The 22,150-nt window shown below is 40.9% G+C and carries 20 protein-coding genes; 14 read left to right on the top strand and 6 right to left on the bottom strand.

Annotated elements, in window-relative coordinates; all coding sequences use genetic code 11:
- Positions 1 to 52: 52 nt before the first annotated feature.
- Together ACIGBM_RS00650 and ACIGBM_RS00645 are read right to left on the bottom strand one after the other, a co-directional pair.
- Complete coding sequence (locus tag ACIGBM_RS00650) at positions 53 to 1,522, bottom strand: ATP-binding protein (protein WP_397476430.1); 1,470 nt, start codon at positions 1,520 to 1,522, stop codon at positions 53 to 55.
- 1 nt (position 1,523) lies between these two features.
- The gene (locus ACIGBM_RS00645; RefSeq protein ID WP_397476429.1) at positions 1,524 to 2,243 is read right to left on the bottom strand and encodes a heavy metal response regulator transcription factor; all 720 of its coding nucleotides are present in this window, start codon (positions 2,241 to 2,243) and stop codon (positions 1,524 to 1,526) included.
- A 218-nt stretch (positions 2,244 to 2,461) separates the two neighbouring features.
- Here ACIGBM_RS00645 and ACIGBM_RS00640 point away from each other — a divergent pair, with 218 nt between their 5' ends.
- The 13 genes from ACIGBM_RS00640 to ACIGBM_RS00580 all read left to right on the top strand — a co-directional run bounded on the left by ACIGBM_RS00640 (position 2,462) and on the right by ACIGBM_RS00580 (position 14,504).
- The gene (locus ACIGBM_RS00640) at positions 2,462 to 2,788 is read left to right on the top strand and encodes a hypothetical protein (protein WP_189585232.1); all 327 of its coding nucleotides are present in this window, start codon (positions 2,462 to 2,464) and stop codon (positions 2,786 to 2,788) included.
- Positions 2,789 to 2,922: 134 nt separating this feature from the next.
- Positions 2,923 to 3,201, top strand: a complete 279-nt coding sequence (locus ACIGBM_RS00635; RefSeq protein WP_397476428.1) for a hypothetical protein — start codon at positions 2,923 to 2,925, stop codon at positions 3,199 to 3,201.
- Between the two features lie 90 nt (positions 3,202 to 3,291).
- On the top strand, positions 3,292 to 3,885 hold the full coding sequence (locus ACIGBM_RS00630) for a cytochrome c (RefSeq protein ID WP_197102716.1): 594 nt from the start codon (positions 3,292 to 3,294) through the stop codon (positions 3,883 to 3,885).
- 139 nt (positions 3,886 to 4,024) lie between these two features.
- Positions 4,025 to 4,672: a DUF411 domain-containing protein gene (locus tag ACIGBM_RS00625; RefSeq protein WP_397476427.1), complete on the top strand. Its 648-nt coding sequence runs from the start codon at positions 4,025 to 4,027 to the stop codon at positions 4,670 to 4,672.
- A 98-nt stretch (positions 4,673 to 4,770) separates the two neighbouring features.
- The gene (locus tag ACIGBM_RS00620; RefSeq protein ID WP_397476426.1) at positions 4,771 to 6,471 is read left to right on the top strand and encodes a copper resistance system multicopper oxidase; all 1,701 of its coding nucleotides are present in this window, start codon (positions 4,771 to 4,773) and stop codon (positions 6,469 to 6,471) included.
- Positions 6,472 to 6,496: 25 nt separating this feature from the next.
- Complete coding sequence (locus ACIGBM_RS00615; protein ID WP_397476425.1) at positions 6,497 to 7,621, top strand: copper resistance protein B; 1,125 nt, start codon at positions 6,497 to 6,499, stop codon at positions 7,619 to 7,621.
- 27 nt (positions 7,622 to 7,648) lie between these two features.
- A complete protein-coding gene (locus ACIGBM_RS00610) occupies positions 7,649 to 8,134 on the top strand; it encodes a DUF305 domain-containing protein (RefSeq protein ID WP_397476424.1) in 486 nt (161 codons plus the stop codon).
- Positions 8,135 to 8,565: 431 nt separating this feature from the next.
- Positions 8,566 to 8,844, top strand: coding sequence for a DUF5676 family membrane protein (locus ACIGBM_RS00605; protein WP_296207164.1), 279 nt, complete (start codon positions 8,566 to 8,568; stop codon positions 8,842 to 8,844).
- A gap of 140 nt (positions 8,845 to 8,984) precedes the next feature.
- Complete coding sequence (locus ACIGBM_RS00600; RefSeq protein ID WP_397476423.1) at positions 8,985 to 11,450, top strand: copper-transporting P-type ATPase; 2,466 nt, start codon at positions 8,985 to 8,987, stop codon at positions 11,448 to 11,450.
- A 77-nt stretch (positions 11,451 to 11,527) separates the two neighbouring features.
- Entirely contained in the window at positions 11,528 to 11,812 is a 285-nt protein-coding gene (gene tatA / locus ACIGBM_RS00595; protein ID WP_057758575.1) for a Sec-independent protein translocase subunit TatA, read from the top strand.
- Positions 11,813 to 11,867: 55 nt separating this feature from the next.
- On the top strand, positions 11,868 to 12,254 hold the full coding sequence (tatB, locus tag ACIGBM_RS00590) for a Sec-independent protein translocase protein TatB (RefSeq protein WP_397476422.1): 387 nt from the start codon (positions 11,868 to 11,870) through the stop codon (positions 12,252 to 12,254).
- The gene (gene tatC / locus ACIGBM_RS00585; RefSeq protein WP_397476421.1) at positions 12,251 to 13,075 is read left to right on the top strand and encodes a twin-arginine translocase subunit TatC; all 825 of its coding nucleotides are present in this window, start codon (positions 12,251 to 12,253) and stop codon (positions 13,073 to 13,075) included. The genes tatB and tatC overlap by 4 nt, the downstream gene beginning before the upstream one ends.
- A gap of 136 nt (positions 13,076 to 13,211) precedes the next feature.
- Positions 13,212 to 14,504, top strand: coding sequence for a hypothetical protein (locus ACIGBM_RS00580; protein WP_397476420.1), 1,293 nt, complete (start codon positions 13,212 to 13,214; stop codon positions 14,502 to 14,504).
- A gap of 40 nt (positions 14,505 to 14,544) precedes the next feature.
- Here the strand turns inward: ACIGBM_RS00580 and ACIGBM_RS00575 are convergent, their stop codons facing one another.
- Positions 14,545 to 14,880: a hypothetical protein gene (locus ACIGBM_RS00575; RefSeq protein ID WP_397476419.1), complete on the bottom strand. Its 336-nt coding sequence runs from the start codon at positions 14,878 to 14,880 to the stop codon at positions 14,545 to 14,547.
- Between the two features lie 411 nt (positions 14,881 to 15,291).
- Here ACIGBM_RS00575 and ACIGBM_RS00570 point away from each other — a divergent pair, with 411 nt between their 5' ends.
- The gene (locus ACIGBM_RS00570; protein WP_025652669.1) at positions 15,292 to 15,681 is read left to right on the top strand and encodes a DUF6122 family protein; all 390 of its coding nucleotides are present in this window, start codon (positions 15,292 to 15,294) and stop codon (positions 15,679 to 15,681) included.
- 209 nt (positions 15,682 to 15,890) lie between these two features.
- Here the strand turns inward: ACIGBM_RS00570 and ACIGBM_RS00565 are convergent, their stop codons facing one another.
- Genes ACIGBM_RS00565 through ACIGBM_RS00555 form a run of 3 tightly spaced genes read right to left on the bottom strand, consistent with a single transcriptional unit; the run spans position 15,891 to position 22,083 of the window.
- Positions 15,891 to 16,484, bottom strand: coding sequence for a hypothetical protein (locus tag ACIGBM_RS00565; RefSeq protein WP_057758583.1), 594 nt, complete (start codon positions 16,482 to 16,484; stop codon positions 15,891 to 15,893).
- Entirely contained in the window at positions 16,481 to 19,546 is a 3,066-nt protein-coding gene (locus ACIGBM_RS00560; protein ID WP_397476418.1) for a tyrosine-type recombinase/integrase, read from the bottom strand. Before ACIGBM_RS00560 ends, ACIGBM_RS00565 begins: the two co-directional genes overlap by 4 nt.
- Entirely contained in the window at positions 19,546 to 22,083 is a 2,538-nt protein-coding gene (locus ACIGBM_RS00555) for a hypothetical protein (protein WP_397476417.1), read from the bottom strand. Before ACIGBM_RS00555 ends, ACIGBM_RS00560 begins: the two co-directional genes overlap by 1 nt.
- Positions 22,084 to 22,150: the final 67 nt, after the last annotated feature.

Genomic DNA, 22,150 nt, shown 5'->3' with positions numbered 1-22,150 from the left:
ATTGAGTTTTTGACAACAACGTTTTTAGATTATCTTCTTTTGATTTACCTTGTTAAGCCATCAATAATCCTACAGTAACCTCAAAAAAATACTCATCTTTGATAGTGATACTAACCGTACCTTTATGAGCATTAGCGATAGCCTGAACGATAGATAACCCCAATCCTGTGCCTGAATGCTGATGGCTGGTCTTATCGTGACGATAGAATCGCTCAAATAACTTATCAACTTCACTCTGGTTTAACGGTTTGTCTAAGCGATTGGTCATCGTTATCCTTAACCATTGCTGCTTTGAGGGTCGAACCTCATCTTTAGCCACATTAAGTGAGGTGGTTGAGGTGAGGATGGTAGCGGATATTGTGATAATACTGTCACTAGCGGCGTAATAAATGGCATTTGACATCAGATTGGCAAACAGCCGCTGCAATAGGCCTTCATCACCTAATACTGTCTTAAATTCGCCTGATCTTTCAAAAGTTATCCCTCGATCCTCTGCAATCATTTCATAGTAATCAACGAGCTTGGTGATTAGGTTTTCAGTATCTACGTGATTAATTTGCGAGTCACTTAATCCTTTCTGAGTTTTTGCCAGTAGCAACATATTGTTTATCATGGCTGACAGCTGCTCTAACGTATCATGCTGATGATGCAGTTGCTCGATGTATTCGTTGCCTTCTCTTGGCTTAGTTAGCATGACCTGCGTTTGTGTACTCAGTGTCGCTATTGGGGTACGCAGCTCATGAGCGATATTGTCTGAAAATCGTGACAAAGATTCAAAGTTGCTTTCAAGCTTGACCATCATCGAATTATAAGACTCTGCTAGTGGCCGCAGTTCTAACGGCATATCGTAAACCCCAACTCTTTCGTCTAACCTTTGGAGGTTTATGCCTTGCATTTTTTGTACGATAGTGGCCAGAGGAGCAAAACCCCAATAAACACCTAATGCCGCTACTGAAACCAATAATAAGGTGATGGCAGTAAGTATCAAGCTCAGCTGGCGATTGAACTGGATAAGATATTGATGATGCACATCGATAGGTAATGCAATAAACGCCAAAACCTCTTGATTTGGAATAATAATTGCTCGGTAATGCCTATTATTTATCTTGATCATAAACTGCTGATCGTGATGATCCTGCCATAGTGATAACAAGCTAAAATCGGGCGGTAAATTATGAATGAAATTACTAGGGTCACTGGATAATAATTTGCCTTTTTTATCTGCTACTAAGGTTTTTAAATCATAATCTAGCCAAGAGGAATGCAAGTGATTGTCATTAATGAGTGATTGGGACTTTGACACTGTGAATGGTTCTATGTGATCGTTAACATCAATCATGCGTTTGCGCAGGTTAAAAGCCGCATGGGTGATAATCTCTGAGTCCATTTGCTCAAAGTGTCCACTCACAGAGCGCTGCACCCACGCATAGATGGTGACCTGAGAGATAATAACGAAGACTGTTAATAAGAAAATAGTTCGCCATAGCAATGACCAGCGCCGATTTTTGAGTGTATGGTTCATGCTATTTAGAATAGTCTCCGTCCGCACCACTTTGGACTTCAGTAGCTAGTGCCTCCAATCGGTAACCCATACCACGCACAGTATGAATCAGCTTTGCCTCATGATCATCATCTATTTTTATGCGAAGACGCCTTATCGCCACATCAATCACATTGGTATCATTTTCAAAATTCATATCCCATACTTGAGAAGCAATGACTGAGCGCGGTAGCACCTCACCTCGGCGCTCTAATAAAAACTGTAATAATGAGAACTCTTTTGCCGTGAGCTTAATAGCCTTGTCTTTTCTATGCACAGTGCGCTTGGCAATGTCCATTTTAAGATCCGCTATTTGCATAATCGTACTTTGATAATCGGATTGATTGGCACGTCGTAATAAGCTTTTGATTCTGACGATCAATTCTGCAAACGCAAAAGGCTTGGTTAAATAATCATCGCCCCCAATTTCAATCCCTTTTATTTTGTCACTTAAGTCATCTTTTGCCGTTAAAAACAGCACGGGAGTACGCTTACCTGCCGCTCGGTAATTGCGCACCAGCTCAAAGCCACTAACATCAGGTAGCATGACATCCATCAGTATCACGCTAAATTCTTCCGTCATCAATGCATGATAGCCATCTAAACCTGTTAGGTGATGATCCACAATAAACCCAGCTTCCGTTAAGCCTTTTTTTATGTACTCGCCAAGCTTCAACTCATCTTCTACCAGCAGTACTTTCATGGTAATTCCTCAGTACGATTATAATTATTTAATTTTAACCCACACAGATGACAAAATTGACTGGTAGCTGACAAAGATGTCATCTGTTCGTAATCAGATTGTCAGTCTTCATTTGCTAATCTGTATGAATGAAACATAGTTGTTCATACCTAGCGACTATGAATTATTTTCACAGGTAATCAATTCAAATATCTAACAACTTACAAAAGAGGTTTTACATGAAAACATATGGTTCATTCAAAAAAGCAGTACTACTATCGGCTTCTGTACTTATTGGTATTACTGCGGCTAATGCGCACACTACCGAGCTAAGTACGTCAGTCATCAATAACTGTGATGCGGTTACTGACTTTGCAAAAAACTTGGATCACAACGATGCGCAAGTTTCTAGTACGCAAATGAAGCGCTATAATGATGCACGAGTGGCTTGTGAGATCGAACACAAAGATCAGCATCTACAGTCTGAAAAGTATTTCGTAGATAAGTATGGACGTGATCGTGATTCTAATGCTGCCTCAATACTAAATGAATACAAGCAACATTAAAAACTAAAAACAGCAAGATGACAATATTGTAATCTTGCTGTCATCTCTCTGTCAGAATCAATGAAGTATGCTTTAAAATAACTTAACATCCCAAAGATTTTTTGACTTTATACCAAATCAAATAAGGATTTACCATGTCACTATTCAAATCAATGCCACTGTCTAAATCAATCGTAGCAACTGCTATAGCCTTAGTTGTTTCAACCTCTGCTTTGGCACATGACCCAAAAATGCATGCTGAAAAAGATCAGATGAATTGTGAAAAAATGGAAAAGCACATGCAAATGATGGGCAAAATGGATCATAGTAAAATGGATATGAAGGATCCTGCTATGAAAGCTATGATGACCAATATGGGAAAAATGAAAGCGATGTACCAAAAGCACTGTGTTACTAGTAAAAGTGATTCTTAGACATTGATCGTAGAAATTCAATATTATTGTTAGATGGTTTTGTCGAGCAGTAATTGGGTATTAACAAAAATGGATTTTTAGGACAAACCTATGAAGTTTTTACTAGGAATACTGCTTACTGTCTTTGTCGCTATTGTGGGCATTTTTATTGTGGTGACCAGTGGCGTGATAAATATCGGTGCTGATCAAGCCCATAGTCCACTGGTTTACAATTTTTTAGAAACGGCACGTACGCGTTCAATAGCGAATGCTAGTAAGGACATTGCGGTTCCAAACCTAGAAAAGACAGAAATGATCAGCTCGGGCGGGGCAGACTATAAAGATATGTGTGCAGGCTGTCACTTATCTCCTGGAGTAGAAAGTACTGATTTTAGTGCAAGTTTATATCCAAAGCCGCCCAATTTTACCAATACTGAATTGGTTGAACGCTATAAAACAGATGCCGGTGCTCAGCAAGCCTTTTGGGCCATTAAACACGGTATTATGGCATCAGGTATGCCAGCATGGGGCGCTTCGCACGATGATGATAGAATGTGGGCAATGGTCGCTTTTATCAGATCGTTACCTGAATTGAATGAAAACCAGTACACCATGCTAACCACTAGGATAGACGATGATATGTTGGGCATGTCATTTGATGGTGAGATGGATATGTCAGGTGATGGATCCGGAATGCAACATTGATTTTTCGTAAAAGATGCAGTGCTTAATAGTGCTGCCTTTTGCGATTTGAGTTTTAAGCTTTACCAGTACTACTTTGGTCAGTGTTACGGCTTTAATTTTTATAAATGTGACCGTCAGATAGACGCTCAGGAGTGGTTTTATGAGACGCTATACTAATAGATTTATTAATGAACATAATCTGATATCTGGCCGTGTGCTCTCAGCGATCGTGGTATTACCACTATCGCTAGCGATTGCCGCTTGTAGTCAACCTAATGCCGCTGCTACTGACTCAAAACCAGCGACTGAGCCAACTACCGCTACGCAAAAAACCGCGCTAATAGAGCAACCACAAGCCGGAATAATACCTGTCAGTGCTCATTTAGATACCCAATCAACTATTTTGCGAAATGTGTCAGCCACCGTCTATAAAGATGCCAATTGTGGTTGCTGTAAAGAGTGGGTCGGCCACGCAGAAGACAATGGGTTAAGCGCAGCTGTCCATGATGTTGCCGACGTGTCTTTGTTTAAAGATCGTTATGGCGTACCACAGCAAATGCGCTCTTGCCATACTACCGTTACTACCGATGGCTTTGTCTTTGAAGGCCATGTCCCTGCCAAATATATGGCGCAGTTTCTAAAGAATCCGCCAAGTGATGCGATTGGTCTTGCCGTACCGAGCATGCCAGTCGGTAGCCCAGGTATGGAATACCAAGATAAATTTATGCCGTATAAAGTGATGCAGCTTAACAAAGACGGCTCAACAGCCATTTATGCAACCATTGACTCACCGCAGCAGCAAATCTAGTTTGATTAAAGCATTACATAGCTCATTCTGTTCTATTAATGAGCCAACAGTTATATGAACTCAACTCCCATTTCACGGATTAAGTTAGGTAAATTATTATGAACAAGAATATGTTCAATCGCAGGCGTTTTTTGACAGGATCTTCTACCTTGTTAGGGGCATCCATGCTATCTACGCTGCCGTCTATTGCCAATAGTGCGCTCGGTAAAGGGCAACAAAACGTAGCCATCAACAGTGATAAAGCTGACCATATCGTACCCATTCTAACCGGTACAGAGTTTGACTTATACGTCAGTAAACAGTCCGCTATTGTGAACGGTAAAAAGAGCATGGCGACACTCATCAATGACTCATTGCCAGCACCAACGCTAAAGATGCGTGAAGGCGATACAGTCATCATCCGTGTCCATAATCAGATGGATGAATCAACCTCTATCCATTGGCATGGTCTGCTCGTACCTTTTGAGATGGATGGGGTGCCAGGTATCAGTTTCGATGGCATTCCTGCGAACAGTACCTTTACCTATACATTCAAACTCAAACAATCAGGCACCTATTGGTATCACTCACACAGTGGGTTCCAAGAACAAACCGGTATGCTGGGTGCCATTGTGATTGAGCCAAAAGGCCGTGAGCGTCATCCAGTCGCTGAAGACCATGTAATCGTGCTGAGTGATTGGACGCACCGCGATCCGCATAACCTCTTGAAACTTTTAAAGCAGCGTGCTGACTTTGATAACTACCACTTGCCAGACTTCAAAAAGCTATTGTCTGATATTGCCGCAACAGATTTAGAAGCCGCTTATGACAAGCGCAAAATGTGGAATCAGATGCGCATGATGCCGACGGATTTCACCGATCTATCTGGTGAAAAAACCTTTACGTATCTGATGAATGGTAAGACCACCGCAGCCAATTGGACGCAGCTAGTGAAAGCGGGACAGCCCGTCAAACTACGCTTTATCAACGCCTCAGCACAGACGATATTTGATGTGCGTATACCGGGTCTCAAAATGACTGTGGTGGCAACAGATGGTATTGACGTCGCACCCGTTGCGATTGATGACTTCCGTATTGGCGTTGCTGAGACTTATGACGTCATTGTCACGCCGACTCAAGACGCACATACCATATTTGCCCAAAATATCGATCGTTCAGGCTATGTCGCGACCACGCTTGCGACCAAAAAAGGCGCGCGAGCTGCAATACCTGCTATGGACAAGATTGAGTGGCTGACCATGGCCGATATGATGGGTGCGATGGGTGACAAAGGCTACAAAGCAAAGCATGCTAAGACCGAGTATGACTTCAAATCTGATATGCGTGTCGACAGTCCACGTATAAACCTCGATGACCCCGGTATCAACCTGCGTGATATTGATAGAAAGGTTTTGACTTATGACCAATTACATTCCGTGGATGAGGCTATATTTGCGGAGCAGCGCAAGCCTACTAGAGAGATCGAGCTACATTTAACGGGTAACATGGAGCGCTATATTTGGGCGTTAGATGGTGTCATGTTTAAGGATGCAACGCCTGTAAATATTAAGCCTAACGAGCGCGTGCGTATCACCTTAGTCAATGACACGATGATGAACCATCCGATGCATCTGCATGGTATGTGGAGCGATTTGCGCACGCCATCTGGAGACTTTCAGGTACGTAAACATACGATTGTGGTGCAACCTGCGCAAAAGATTAGCTTTGATGTGACGGGTGAATTTGGACGATGGGCGTGGCATTGCCATCTGCTTTATCACATGGAAGCCGGTATGTTCCGAGAAGTTGCCGTTGTTTAACAAACCTTCAAATATGAGGCTTATTATGAAAATATCTAAGAAAAATCTGCCATTTATTGGTTTGTCATCGCTAGTCTTGCTCACATCATCCTTTGCAACAGCTGCTGAGATGTCTGATATGGATCATAGTGGTATGGATATGTCGGGCGATATGTCTGATATGGATCACAGCGGCATGGATATGTCAGGCGATATGTCTGATATGGATCACAGCGGCATGGATATGTCAGGCGATATATCTGATATGGATCACAGCGGCATGGATATGTCGGGCGATATGTCTGATATGGATCACAGCGGTATGGACATGTCGGGCGATATGTCTGGTATGGATCACAGCGGTATGGACATGTCGGGCGATATGTCTGGTATGGATCACAGTGGCATGGACATGTCGGGCATGGATCATGGCAGTATGGATATGTCTGGGATGCAAGGCGGGCAGCCACCAGCCGATGCTCGCAGTCCAGACTATTCAAACGGAGTTCCATACGGGCAGTATGGTAAGCCAATGATGATGGGCAGCATGCCATTATGGGGAGTCTCAGTAGATGACTTGGGCTATCAGTTTGATGAGGATCAAATCAACTTCGAGGCGACGGGTTGGTATGGTACTGATAGTAATCGTATAAGGCTACGCACGGAAGGTAGTGCTCAGACTAAAGATGATAAAGAAATTGATAGCTTGAGCTCGCTTGCTTATTGGAAACCACTGAGTATTTTTTGGAATGGTGAAGCTGGTGTCGCTTATGATACTGAAAACGATAACGCTGCCGTGATGGCAGGCATCGTCGGTACCGCACCGTATTTCATCGAAACGGATGCGAGAGCCTACTTATATACCGATGGTCAGCTTCGTCTTGATTTGGGCGCAGAGTACGAATGGCGTTTAGATCAGCATTGGGTGGTCATACCGGAGGTTGAATTAACTGCCTTTAGTAAAGATGACCATGATAATGGCATTACCAAAGGCTTCAATGAGATGGAAACTGAGGTCAGGCTGACTTACGAGACGTTCAGTCGCCAATTAGCCCCTTATGTGGGTGTTAGTTATGAGACAGCGCTTGGCAAGGCTCGTGGTCTACGACGTCAAGAAAATGAATCGGTTGATAGCAGTAGTTTGACTGCGGGGGTCAAATTCTGGTTCTAATATTATTAAAATAATAGGGGATATACTATGAATACTTCAGGTCAAAGCACCATGAATCATCAACAGGGCATGAACCCGTATGTAAAGTTCACCCTGATGATTGTGACGTCTACGATCGTGATGTACATCATGATGTATTTCAATACTTATGAATGGGATCATATTTACTTTAGTGAGACCCGAGCTTATATGGCGCTTTACATGGGTGCCGGTATGGCAGTGGTCATGTTGGCATTTATGACCAATATGTATAAGAAGACCAAGGTCAATTTGATGATCTATGGCCTGAGTGTATTGATGTTTGCTGTCGGTATCTGGGGCGTCAGATCACAAGCAACGGTCGACCAAGTCGATTGGATGCAAGCGATGATACCGCATCACTCGATTGCCATTCTCACTAGTAGTCGCGCTGATATTGAAGATCCGCGTGTACAAAAGCTTGCTGACGATATTATAAAAGCGCAAAAGCGTGAGATCGCTGAGATGAAGCAATTGATTGATGAGCTTGAATAACGATCTATACTGATAGGAGTATTTTAAACAAATAAAATAATGGTCTATCAAATAATAGACGTAAGCATATAGGTCTTTTTATTCAAAGCTACTTTCACTGCAGAATCAAAACATTGCTCATGAAAAAGCAATAAAAGGCTGAGTATGCATGGTTCACTTTCCCCACTGGCCTTTTGGCTGCTGCAATTGTTGTCTCTTTTAGTGCTTACTCCTATATCAAAATCTCTAACGCTTACCCGTCAGCTGGCGGTGCTGCGACGTACTTGCATCAAGTATATAGAGACTGTTTGACGACCAGTTTTAATGCTCTGCTGATGTAATTTTATATAATTATTGCGCAGAGCTTTCTGGTTCGGATGTTCGGGTCATATACCATACCGTTGTTTGGTGGTGACGAAAGCGGTGTATAGCATCTACCAAGGAGAGTCAAGATGAACGAATTGAATTCAAAAGCGAATACTTTAAGAATTGGTCCTGTGGGCAACAGCGTTTCTCTGTTTCTGCTCATCAGCTATCTCTTGTGCATAGTCTTTGGCCTACTCGCACCTGAGCAGATAAGTATGCATGAGGCTTGGGCACCGCTGCTACCTGGTTTTGAATGGCTGACATGGTCAGGTTTCCTAATTGGATTTGTCGAATCCTATCTTTATGGTTGGTATTTCGCGATTGTGTTTGTACCGCTATATCGCTGGTTTGCCAAAGCACGATGAGTCTAGCGTAGCCATTGAATCTTCGGCTCAGATAGGTCAGCTATGCTTAGAACGACGAACAGTGCCCTAATCTTGGATGGGATCAAAAGCTGGCGACTTAGCCCTAAACTATCATTGCAATCAATAACGGGAACATAGTCATGAAACACGATACGACAAAAAATACTTCGGACAGCGAAGACCATGATTGCTGTGACGGTACAGTGAATACAGGCATAGAACCTAATAAAGATACCACTTACGATAAGGTGCCAACTGGCTATAGCGGAACCGTTTATACCTGTCCTATGCATCCTGAGGTCAGGGATACTGAAAAGAGCGATTGTCCGATATGCGGCATGTTCCTTAAACCTGAAGACGAGGTTGTTGATGAAGACAGTCATGCAAGTTGTCATGGTCATGGAGCGGATACTTCTAACAGCACTGATGTAAAATCTATCAAAGGCGGTAAATACGACAAAGTTCCTGCTGATTATGATGGCACGGTCTACACCTGTCCTATGCACCCTGAAGTCAGAGATGTTGAGAATAGTGGCTGTCCAATATGCGGCATGGCACTTGAGCCTGAAACGCTTACTATCGGTGAAGAAGATACCTCAGAGCTCGATGATATGACTCGTCGATTCTGGGTTTGTACAGTACTGACTGTACCGCTATTAATATATGTGATGAGCGGTATGTTTGACGTAAACGTAGTTAATTTCAGTCAGTATGGTATCTCCTCACAGATCTTACAATGGGCTGAGTTAGTGCTTGCGACCCCTGTCGTGCTTTGGGGCGCCGCCCCGTTTTTTGTCCGTGGTTGGCAGTCTATAAAAAGCCGCAATCTCAATATGTTTACTTTGATTGCGATAGGCGTAGGCGCTGCTTATATTTTTAGTATTGTCGCGACCTTTTTTCCCAATATTTTCCCAGACAGTTTCAGAGACGCTAATGGTCAAGTCGGTGTGTATTACGAAGCGGCAGCTGTCATTGTAACCTTAGTACTTTTGGGTCAAGTATTAGAGCTCAAAGCCAGAAGTCAAACTTCAGGCGCGATTCGAGCATTGCTTGAGCTCGCACCGCCGACTGCAAGACGTGTCGATGAAAATGGCAACGAAGTCGAAGTCTCGCTTGATGAGGTCGTCACTGGCGATAAGCTACGGGTTAAACCGGGTGAGAAATTACCCGTAGATGGTACAGTGATCGATGGCAATAGTAATGTTGATGAATCAATGGTAACGGGTGAGCCAATCCCTGTATCAAAAGCACAAGGAGATACAGTCACTGGCGGTACGGTAAATGGCACCGGAACGCTATTGGTCGAAGCGGTCAATGTCGGAGCAGATTCGGTATTATCCAAAATTGTACAAATGGTTGCCGAAGCTCAGCGTAGCCGCGCACCTATACAGAAATTGGTAGATAAGGTAGCTGGGTGGTTCGTACCGATCGTGCTTATCTGCTCCGTCATTACCTTTATTGTCTGGGCGATATTCGGCCCTGAGCCCGCTATGGCCTTTGCACTGGTCAACGCTATTGCAGTGTTAATCATCGCTTGCCCTTGTGCTTTAGGACTCGCCACACCTATGTCGATTATGGTCGGTACTGGCAAGGGTGCTCAGAATGGCGTCCTTATCAAAAATGCTGAAGCGTTAGAGAGTATGGAAAAAGTCGATACTATTGTCGTCGACAAGACCGGAACACTGACCGCTGGTAAGCCCGAGCTTACTGCAATTGACGCGCAGGTAGGTCAAGATGAAGACGAGTTCCTCGCATTGGTAGCTGCAGTAGAAAGTGCAAGCGAGCATCCTTTAGCAGAAGCTATCGTTAGAGCGGCTCAAGAAAGATCACTCATTATTCCTAAAGCTACTGACTTTAATTCGACTACTGGCGAAGGCGTACAAGCCGTGGTCGATGGTAAGAACATCGCTATTGGTAACTCTAAGCTTATGGAGCGTTTAAACAGCTTCGATCAGGATTTATCTACTAAAGCTGATGTCCGTAGAAAAGACGGTGAAACAGTCATGTTTGTGGCTATAGATGGTAAAGCTGCTGGTATTATTTCAGTCGCTGACCCTATTAAACCAAGCACCAAAGAGGCTATTTCACTGCTTCATGACGCGGGACTAAAAGTCGTCATGCTAACGGGTGATAACGAAAAAACCGCGCAGGCAGTCGCCAATAAATTAGGTATCGATGAAGTCCATGCCGACGTCTCACCAGAGGACAAAAACCGTATCGTCAAAGAGATGCAAGATAGCGGTAAATTGGTAGCAATGGCAGGTGACGGTATCAACGATGCGCCCGCACTAGCGCAGGCGAATGTTGGTATCGCTATGGGTACAGGAACAGATGTGGCGATGGAGAGTGCGGGTATTACCCTGCTAAAAGGTGATTTAATGGGTATTGCTAAAGCTTATAAGCTTAGCCAAGCCACCATGCGCAATATCAGACAGAACCTGTTTTTTGCCTTTATTTACAATGCACTTGGTGTCCCAATTGCCGCAGGTGTGCTCTATCCCGTATTTGGGCTTCTACTTAGTCCAATGATAGCAGCGGCAGCTATGAGCTTGTCGTCATTCTCGGTGATTGTTAACGCGCTTAGACTACGTAGGTTAGACTTGTGATATGAATGTTAGGAAAAATTGTCAAAACGTAATGCCCAATACGGGTTTTATTAGAATTTAAAAATAAGGATATCGTTATGGGTAGTTTTTCTATTACACATTGGCTGATTTTATTGGTTGTGGTGGTGGTCGTATTTGGCACCGCTAAGCTTAAAAATGCTGGTAAAGATTTAGGCGGTGCAGTAAAGGGTTTTAAAGAAGCAGTCAAAGATGAAGAAACCGAGCATGCTCGCAATAATCGTGCACTTGACCATGAAAATAGTAGTCCAGTTGCAAGTAATGATTTAAATACACAGGTAGGGGCTCAGGCTGATGATACAGAAATCAGCCCTGTCACCACTGATGATCAGCACAAAGTATGAAGCGAACCGCTTATAATTAGCGGCACTAAATAGTCTTTTAATATATGTGACTGTTATGTTTGATATCGGGTTTTCCGAGTTACTCTTGTTTGGCGTCATAGCCTTAATCGTATTGGGTCCAGAAAAACTGCCGCAGGCCGCGCGTACGGCTGGGCAATGGTATGCCAAACTGCGCCGTACAGTATCCACTCTACAGTCTGAAATAGAAGCTGAGCTTGATCTGGCTGAAACGCGCCAACAAATGCAAAATGAGCTTGCAAAAATTCGTCAGACTGAGTCAGATATGAAGCGTGAACTAGCAGAGATGCGCGGTAGTATGCAAAAATTTGAGCAGTCGCAGAACCAAAGCTTAGACGCTTCACATCAACCAATCACCTCTTATGATAAAGAGCATCAACCGAATACTTCCTCCTCGTTCATTAAACAGGAAGCGGATCAGTGAGCCTATTTAAAAAGCGAAAAAGTCGACAAGAAAAAATCGCTGCTACGGAACTTGAGGCGCCAACAGATACAACACAGAATAATGAGTCTGGAGATAGGTTAGGTACGCTCAGTGATATGCCTATCACTGAACACTTGATTGAACTACGCAAGCATCTCATCAAAATATGCGTGGCCGTCTTGATTATATTCTTAGCATTGGTAGGGTTTTCACGAGAGCTCTATAATCTTTTATCAGACCCATTAGTGGCGCAGTTACCCATCAATTCGACCATGATTGCCACTGATATAACGTCAAACTTTATGGCACCCATTCGCTTAACGGTTTTTGTCGCTGCATTTTTAGCGATGCCTTATATCCTGTATCAAATTTGGTCATTTATAGCGTCTGGCTTATATAAAAAAGAGAAGAAAATTGCTATTCCTGTGCTGTTGTCTTCGATATTTCTATTTTATACGGGGGTTGCTTTTGCCTACTTTGTCGTGCTCAAAGGTGTATTGAAATTTTTTATCCTATTCGCGCCGCAGAACGTTATACCGATGACCGATATTGATAGCTATCTGAGCTTTGCCCTCAAGTTGTTTATGGTGTTTGGACTGACTTTTGAGATTCCAGTGGTTACCTTACTACTGATAATGGTTGGAATCGTTTCTACTCAGAGTTTAGCAGACAAGCGTCGTTATATCATTGTCGGCTGCTTTGCGGTTGCAGCGGTAGTAACACCGCCTGATGGCATATCCATGCTCTTGCTAGCGATTCCTATGTGGCTATTGTTTGAGTTGGGTTTATTCTTAGCAAAAATGTTAATCAAAGAGGAATGAAGCACCGCTTTAGACTCAGGAAGTGAGACATTAAAAAGCAACTAGCATCATCGTAAAAACGCCAAATACCCCTTTTGTTTTTTGCTGTTTACTAGAGTATGTCAGCGTAAGCACTCTACTTAACGACGAGGTTTAAATGAAACACTTAACCAGCAACAACGAAGAAACTAATGACGGTCTTGCAAATCAACTGAATCAAGAGTGCTACTGCATTACTCTCAATCGTAAAGCGCTCAATACAAGCCTTCAAGATCAATTAATGGAAACTAGAAACAATCCAATAGGAGCGAACGAGCTTAATAAGCTTTTTTCAGCAACACCAGTGTTCGTCCCTAAAACAGAGATAGAGACAATGGTGCGAATCGTCGCAGCTATTGAGTCGGCTGCTAAACTTCCATCTTACCAACAGCAAGTATTGTCATGGGCACCCAAAATTGCTGCTTTCGATCCAGGGCCAATAGGAGCCTTTATGGGTTATGACTTTCACTTAGGTAGCGATGGCCCTCAACTTATTGAGATCAATACTAACGCTGGAGGCGCATTTTTAAACGTAGCACTTGCCCGTGCACAAAAACAATGCTGCCACCCTTCTGAGCAAAGTGCTGATATTACTAAAATGCTTGATGGGTTTGAAGAAGCTGTCACTAGCATGTTCATACAAGAGTGGCAGCGACAATCAGCTACTGCCATGCCTAATCGCATAGCTATTATCGATAATGACCCTAAGAATCAGTTCATGTTTTTGGAGTTCCAGTTAGCACGTCAACTGCTCCAAGCTAAGGGCGTTGACACTGTGATACTAGATCCCTCTGAACTCGACTATGTCGATGGTGCTCTGACAGCCCATGGACAGAAAATCGATATGATATACAATCGTCTGGTCGACTTTGCATTTGAAAACCCTAACCACGCCGTGCTTAAAAGTGCTTATCTAGAGGGTGCTGTGGTGGTGACACCCAATCTCCATGTACATGCTATGTTGGCCAATAAGCAAAACCTGACCTTGCTATCCGATTCGCAGACATTGCGCGCTTGGGGTCTAGATGAGGCTGCAGCGAGGTACCTTGAAAAGTCTGTACCAAAGACTAAGCTTGTATCAAAAGACGAGGCAGCAGAGTTGTGGCGTACTCGGCGACAACTGTTTTTTAAGCCAGTTGCTGGTCATGGAAGCAAAGGGGTCTATCGCGGTAGCAAGCTGACTCGACGCGTTTTTGAGAACATTCTTGATGAGGATTATATCGCACAGACCTTTGTTCCTGCAGGAGAGCGATCAATAAAAATTGATGACACTGTCACAACGAGAAAAGTGGATATACGTCTTTATACGTATGATGGACAACTGCTACTATCTGCAGCGCGTGTGTATCAAGGTCAGACGACTAATTTCCGTACACCAGGAGGTGGGTTTGCGCCCGTCTTTCAGGTGTAATGAGCTAAATAGCACCAACTGCTCTTAATGCTAACCTCTATTAATTGGATATCTGCCAACCTAGGAACATCCACTTGACAGTGTAGATTAACAGTATCGGAATGACCACCCACTGAACGAGCGGCAACGCACCTATGCTTAATAACGGAACATCAGGCATCAGCCCACTATAATTCCACCTTTGGCCAGCGCCAGTGGCCCAGTATTCAAAGAGTATTGTCACCGTCACGCCAATGGCAAGGTATATCGATAAAGTCGACAGACGCCACGGCTTTGCAATCCAGAGCCAATCTTTTACAAATAACGCCGCAAGCACGTAGGCGCCAAAAGCAATATTGGCATCACCGACGGTCGCACGCGTACAAAGCCAGACCACGTCCCAGTGTCTCGCTTCGGCCATACCGGAGAAGAACGGTACCTGTGCCATCTCCCAAAAAAAATGGAGAAAGAAACTTACGCTCCATATCATTAGGGCAAGCACTGCTGATGTCGCTGCTCGGCGGGATAGGTTTGCAAGAGTCATCATTCCTCCAAAAATAGCCATAGCAATAAATGCAGTTCCATGTTTACTCGTTCGTTATTACCAGACCGAAACGCCGCTTACTGGCGTCTCCCAACGGCAGATTAGTATGTTACTTGCTGCGCGTGTTTATTAAGGTCAGGTGACTAACTTCCGTACGTCAGGTGGTGGATTCGTGCTTGCCTTTCAGGTGTGAAGGTATACCTCAGATCGTGTATGATACTCTTAGAACAATTTTTAAAACACCCTCTTAGTTCGGAAAAAGCGATGAGTCAAACCGTTATCCATTATTTTCTACATTTTGGCATGCCGTTGATTATCGCCTATATGTTTTTTCGTAGTGACTATAAGCGAGTTTATTTGATCCTAATAGCAACCATGCTAGTTGATTTAGATCATCTGCTAGCGACACCTATCTTTTCGCCCAATCGTTGTAGTATTAATTTCCATCCGCTACATACTTATTATGCGATGGCAGTATATGCGGGCATGTTGTTTCTACCAAAGCCCTATAAGATAATTGGTTTAGGGTTATTACTGCATATGTTGACTGATTTAAATGACTGTATAATGACCTATATTAATTGTCCACAGTGTTTGAGTCAGGCTCCTGCCCGTGAGTTGGTAGCGTGGTTAGGCAGAGCTATTAAGTTTTAATACGGTTGTGACTACATCCCTTTGTATCTCTCTCATAAATCATCTCTTTAATGACTCCTAGAAGTAGATATATCGCTATCCAATCCTGAATAAGTCCTCGCATTAGATCGCTTGTGTTCCAATTCGAGGATTAAGGTTGTCTAGCTTGTTACTCTAAGCTTAGTGAGATAGCTCTGTTTCTAATCAGGCATAGCGGAAAGAATTAACCGCTACTTCTTTAGTTTAGTATGACTATTCAATGTGCCACGTGTTGTATCAAGCAGATCGGCGACGTTATTTAATAAAATGTAATCTTTTGGGGTTTTTGATTCCCTATTGAATATTTCACTCCATATCTGACTTTTATACTCTTGCATTATTGTTTTAAGGCTTGGATACATAAGCCCAGGTTTAGCTAACGAGAGTATTGATATTGCTCGGATAAAGTCCATGTATATAAAGTCAATCACATCCTGATCAAATTCTTTCTTAACTTGTTTCTTATGCTCAGGCTTAGAGTCTTTTTTAGAGGTTTTATAACTTAAGAAAATAGTATTGTTGTTATTAATATCTTTGAGGTTAAATACAGGTGAAAAACAACCACCAATGAGTAAATACTCATTCACATCCTTATTTACTAACGATACATTATGAATAGGTAAACTGTTATAACAATCAAACTTAGTCTGCATAGATTTAATATAGGCTTCTTGACCACCACTTAAGTAGGCTTTCACTATTAGCTTAGTTAGTTGGCTAGCCAACGGATGAAGACTAATTTTAGTGCTACTATTAATGCTGATAGACTTTGCTGACAGATTCATGGCTTGTGATCTCCTAAATTAATTCTTTGCCCTATCATAATGAAAGCGTAATGACAGAAAATTTGTAAAGTTCTAACGGTCCATTGCTTGATTGGGAGATTTGATTTCTCTCTATTATTAAGCCTAGTCTGCTCAGTTTGGCTAGATAGTGATAATTCAGCACGGATCTGCTTTTTGTATATCTTGCCGTTTAATTTATCAGCTACATTGCACTTTTTTATTTGAGATGAGGCAAGTAATTTCATCACAGGCTTCCATTGCTCTTTATCATCATCGCTAGCTTGTGCATAATGGTATATTTTTAAATTAATATTTTTTTTAAAGACTAGTTGTCCTAATACTTGTATATAGCTATATAGATCTAATGCTTGATCAAAACTAATATGATTTTTATGGTATTGGGAGTTCATAAGCGTATGCGCTATAAACTGAAGCATAGATTCTCGTCTTTTTTCTATCTTATATAAGTCACGAAATTTATTGGTCATCTGCATGAGTATGTTGTTATCTTCGACATACCTGTCGAATACCGGTAATAAGCTCATATTATCATCAGGCGCGAATAATCTTGAATTACCATGTATGGTTTTAAAAGAAGGGTGATCTTGCAACTGCTGAGCGTTATTAAGCCATATTTCAAAAGTATTTTGATCAAGCTTATAAATATCCATTTTTTCCTTGAAATCTTCTTCCTTATCATGTACCTCAAGAGTCTGACGGACTTCATCGAATGAATATCTTTTTGGCTTTGTAGATGTTTTATCTTCTGTCTTTAGTAGTTCACTATGTTTTGGTTTAGGCAGTGGTTTAAGTTTGAGCTTGTTAAGCAAATAATAATTAATTGCAGTAGGTGTAGCACCTAACAGCTTTTCCCTACGTCTAGGAACGCTTAGTAATTTATAGTGTTTAGCCGTCAACTGGTAATCCATGTGCCAAAGTAGCAATCCAATCTGAATGTCAGTCAAATGCACATAAGAGTCAAAAGTAGTGCTAGGACTGGCATGTCCAGCTACTCCAGCTAAGGCATATATTTTTTTGTATTGTAGGGATGTCTCAATATAAGCCAATATTTTACAAGACTTGTCTTCGTCATAAGGTAATAAGTCTTTTAAAGTTTGAGAGCATTGATGCCCATTAAAAGCATTAGCTTTATCATACAAAAATGACATTAATTGAAAATTAGTTAAGAAGCTATGTCTTAAATGATGGGTCGTGAGATGAGAAAGTCCTGTTGTAGTTTTAATTAACTGAGATATGATTTTTGACAAATCACTGGCACGATAAGCCATACCAGCTTGATTAGCGATTAAGGTATCCCCTTTACTTTTACTACGCCTAAGCTCGACTCTCTTGAAAAACGACATTTCTGAATTTGTTAAAAGTTGTTCTAACAATGTCCGTCTTAAGGCAGAACCCGTTTTATTATTACCATATTTATTATTACGCACTTCTAGATAAGCTGAAGTTATAGCCACATCTTTTAATCTAATCTTAACTATTTCACCTATCCTGAGTCCACAGCGCTGCCCTAAAATCAAAGCGAGCTTCACCGCTTCTATTTCATCCTTAGTCATTTCAAGATTGTCAGCATTATTAAGAATAGCCTGAAACATGGTTTCTGAAAGATAGCCTGTCCTATGATGCGCTCGCTTGGTAGATGAAAAAGGTGCAATAGGTTCAATGCCATGATGATTAACTAAATATGCATGTATCTCATCAATATTAGTGGCAATAGCATTTTGAGCGTCTTTAGACTTACCAAGTTCGATAAGTTCGCTATAAAGTTGAATATAATCCTCTTCAGTATGATCCTCAAATGCAACACCTTGAGTTAATGATAACCAGCGATTCGTAATACCACCGCTATGAGTCCGCATGCTGCTTACCTTTTTACTAGTCACTGTTTTCGTCAGTAACCAACCTACGATTGCAAGCTCACTCAAAGGAGCGTTGTTCGTTAATAAACGTTCATATAGCTGCTTGAGACCAATTGTGAATCTAGCCATTGAGGTTTTTCCATCTTTAGTCGTTTTCAATAGCTTTGCAATCTCAACGGTAATGGTAGGATTGCCTTTTTTAGGTTCCACTGCGACATCTTTGTGACACTCAATGTTAATAGCTATCTTAGTAGTGGGCTTATGAGATATGCTAAAGATTAAAGACTGCCAGTTAGCTATTGACAGGCCATATGTCGTCTCCAAACCAAGTAGTAGATACCAAGTATGTTCTGGCAGATCTAAAAATAGATAATCTTCTAAAACATAGACCGCACCTATCAAAAACTCTTCTAAAGTCATAGATAGGTGATTTTGGCTAAGAGATTTTGTCATCTTTAACATTTGATAAAGATTTTGAACATCAGTACTAGACTTTAATTTTCTAGTTTCATTCCCTTTGACATAGAGCTTGATCAAATAGCTCGTTAATGGCGATAAAAAGACTTTTACCTCATGCACCGCTTTTGAATTGCTATAAGTATTAGTATGATAGCTATCGTCGTCAATAATGAGAGTTACTACAGGCAGTTCAAATATGCTTTCTATAGTTAATGATTTGTCACTGATGCAAGATATAATCGTTTGCAATACTGGCTTTCTCAATATAGCACTGTGGAAAATCAGTGATAGCATCAAATCTGTGATAGTAATCTCGTAAGCTTTGCTAGCTATACTATCCATCCAATATAAATAAAAATCTAATATTTGCTTTTTTTCAGAAAAGGTCACTTTATTTCTAAAGGACTTTGGACGGTATGAGGTAACGATAAGCTTTGGAAAGCCAATAGCAATGTCCTTATCTTCAATATAATTTTGACAGCAGTTTACTGCTTCGTTATATCCTTCTACATAACTAAGATAGCCCTGAAAGTGTTTGTTTTCTGATAATCTCTTATCAAGCTGCTCCCACATAGCATTAAATATTGTTTGAGGATCACTTGAGGCAATAATTTGGTCAAAATCTATAGACTCTTTGACCAGTCGTTTGGATAAGTTTTTACGCTTCGAGGTTTCCTTATGTCTATTTTCTGAACGCTGGTCAATAGCTGATTTACGCTGAGCCATTACTTATTCTCCAAACAGATGACTTCAAAGCCGCTATATTTAATTATTTCATTAAGATCATCAGAGAATCGGCGCAACTCACTCCTTCTAAGTCCACTGTACTTATCGTAGTAATCAAAACCAAGCTCATCAGCGTGACCCATCCAAGCGCCAATTACATCGTGACCGAAGCTATTAGAAAATGATGAGCTAGTCTTAGCAGAAAAGATTCCAACTTCTAGGCTTTTATATGAGCGTATAAAGTGACGATGCCAGTTTGATGGGAGATCTAAAATTTTAGACAGCCTTCCGTGAATAAATGTTTTGGTAAGACTAACTTCAGTAATAGTGTTAGTTTTTTCATCCAGCTTTAGATAAGTAATAAGGCCAATATTACTATCAAGGATATTTGAGTAAATATCACCTAGACTATTACCCAGACTATTTAAAATAAAGGCATTACTCTTTAAATACCTGACGTACTGCTCAATCTGTCGATTTGCTATATCAGGTAGATAAATATATCTGCCTCTAGTGTGTTGACGATTTTCCTTATCGCTGATGAAATACTTCTTGGTTCTAACATCTATATCTATAAGCCTACCAAAAGGTTCACGTACAGGACGATAACCGCTTGAAACCGAAAGCAAAATATATAAATAATCAGTAAAAGTATTATGCAGGTAAACGATATACTCAGAGTCTAGAAAATTTTTTACTAGTAATACAGAATTGATCTGAGTGATTAAATCGCTAACTATAGATTTTAAACGATCTTCTTGTATAGCTAAAACACTACCTATCTGCTTGTCCCAGTAATTTATTTCTCTATCATCAGGTAATTTAAAAAACAGATATTCTTGATTGTTTTTTAATTCATCGTTGACCTTATTAAATGTTATTTCATACAAATGCTCATTAAAGTCGTTCTGGCAAAGGAATAAATCTAGTTGGCTAACATTGAAATAAGGAAGTGCCGAAGAATGGTGTATTGGTTTACTGATTAGAACATTGATTAAAGCGTGATCTCGACCACTCTGTATGAGGAAGTGCTCTAAATAATTCTTAATTTTATTAATAGTTAATCTGGTTTTGCTTTGCTTATTTAGAGCTTTTAAATTTTCATTAGCCTTGTTTTTAATTTCTTCTAGATCCTTTATGCTTATGTCATGTAATAGATAATAGTGTATGTCACCAATAACGGTAGGGTAGATAAGATGAAGGATGGAACTATTTTCTGCATATAGTTTAGAGTCCCAGCTTTCTTGAGCTTTACTACGAGTAGGTGTGAATTCCAGTGGATACCGATAGCACAGGTAACTCTTCTTTAAATCTTCGGAGATTAATGATTGAAGACTACCTGTCAATAGAACTATTAGTAAATACAAAGAAGCTTGATGGTCCAGGTCATATTCAATATTTGAAGGTTTTTTTTCGCTGTTCTCATTATCATTTATCCTTCTGAGATCTAAACTCATCAGATTTCTCAGCAAGTATTTGACTAAAACCTGTATTTCATCGGCATGTGCAACATTTACATCAGTTACCTGACTTAAAGTCCGTTGATGTCTACAGTTAACTTGTTGTTCAGCTCTAATTTTATCTAAATAGTAGTTTGTGGGCTGCTCGAAACTGACTTGTTCAAATGATTGCTCTTCATCGTCTTGTCGTTCTTGATCTTCAAATCCGTTTTCTTCGTTAGTATTTTCTAATATGTATGTAAGATCGCTAACGGTATTACCAGTGATGTCATCCTTATCTTGTAAGATAGTTATAATCTTATGAGTCTCAGTCGTTACTCGGGTAATACCTGAGTCATTTCTGAAGTAGTTTTCGAGTGGTAGGATATACTCATACAGATATTTGGCTATACGTTTGTTAATTTCAAACTGAGCATCGCTAGAGAATAATGAAGCTCCTGCGCTTAATAGCTTATTCTTATATCTTCGCACCTCTAATTCGAATGTTTTTGGAGATCTATTTAGCCATCTAGTGTAGTTATCATCTTCTTGCGTTTGAATAAGACGCTCTTTAATATCTTGCAAATTTTTCGACTGAGTGACGTCTGGTAAAAACGGAACTAAAAATTCACGAGTTTTGTTCGTTAAAAACCTGCATTCATCGAGCGTAGTCTCAATTCGACTATCGTAGTCAGTTAACTCGACCATCCTTAGACATAGAAAAAAGTAGACAGCACGGATAGTATTTATTTTAGACGAGTCTGCTCGATGGATTAAAAAGGTAATTAGATAGAGCTGTTTTAAATGCAGATCAGGCTTTCTAATATTTTCTAAAAATACTTTATGAGCAATTCCATTTTCGTATATCTGTAATTCATTTGACTTCGTTAAACTACTATCTACCTCTAGTGTTTTTATCCACTCCGCCAATGCTTGGTACTCATCTTTCAACTCTGATCTAAATTGCTCAGGTAAAGTATCTTTTAAAAATTTTAGCTCGATAAGTAATATTTCAAGATCATTGCCATTAGCAAAATCAAGGAGATTTAGCTTCAACCAATCCTTAATATTTGTAGAGTTACTATCTTTATTAACCATTATGCTGCTACCGTTACAAGCCATTCAAACAACTGTAGCTTCATTAATGTAAAGCATCCAGCATTAA

The sequence above is a fragment of the Psychrobacter sp. NPDC077938 genome (assembly GCF_044542635.1).
Classification (GTDB): Bacteria; Pseudomonadota; Gammaproteobacteria; order Pseudomonadales; family Moraxellaceae; genus Psychrobacter.
This window is presented reverse-complemented; position numbering and strand designations above follow the sequence as displayed.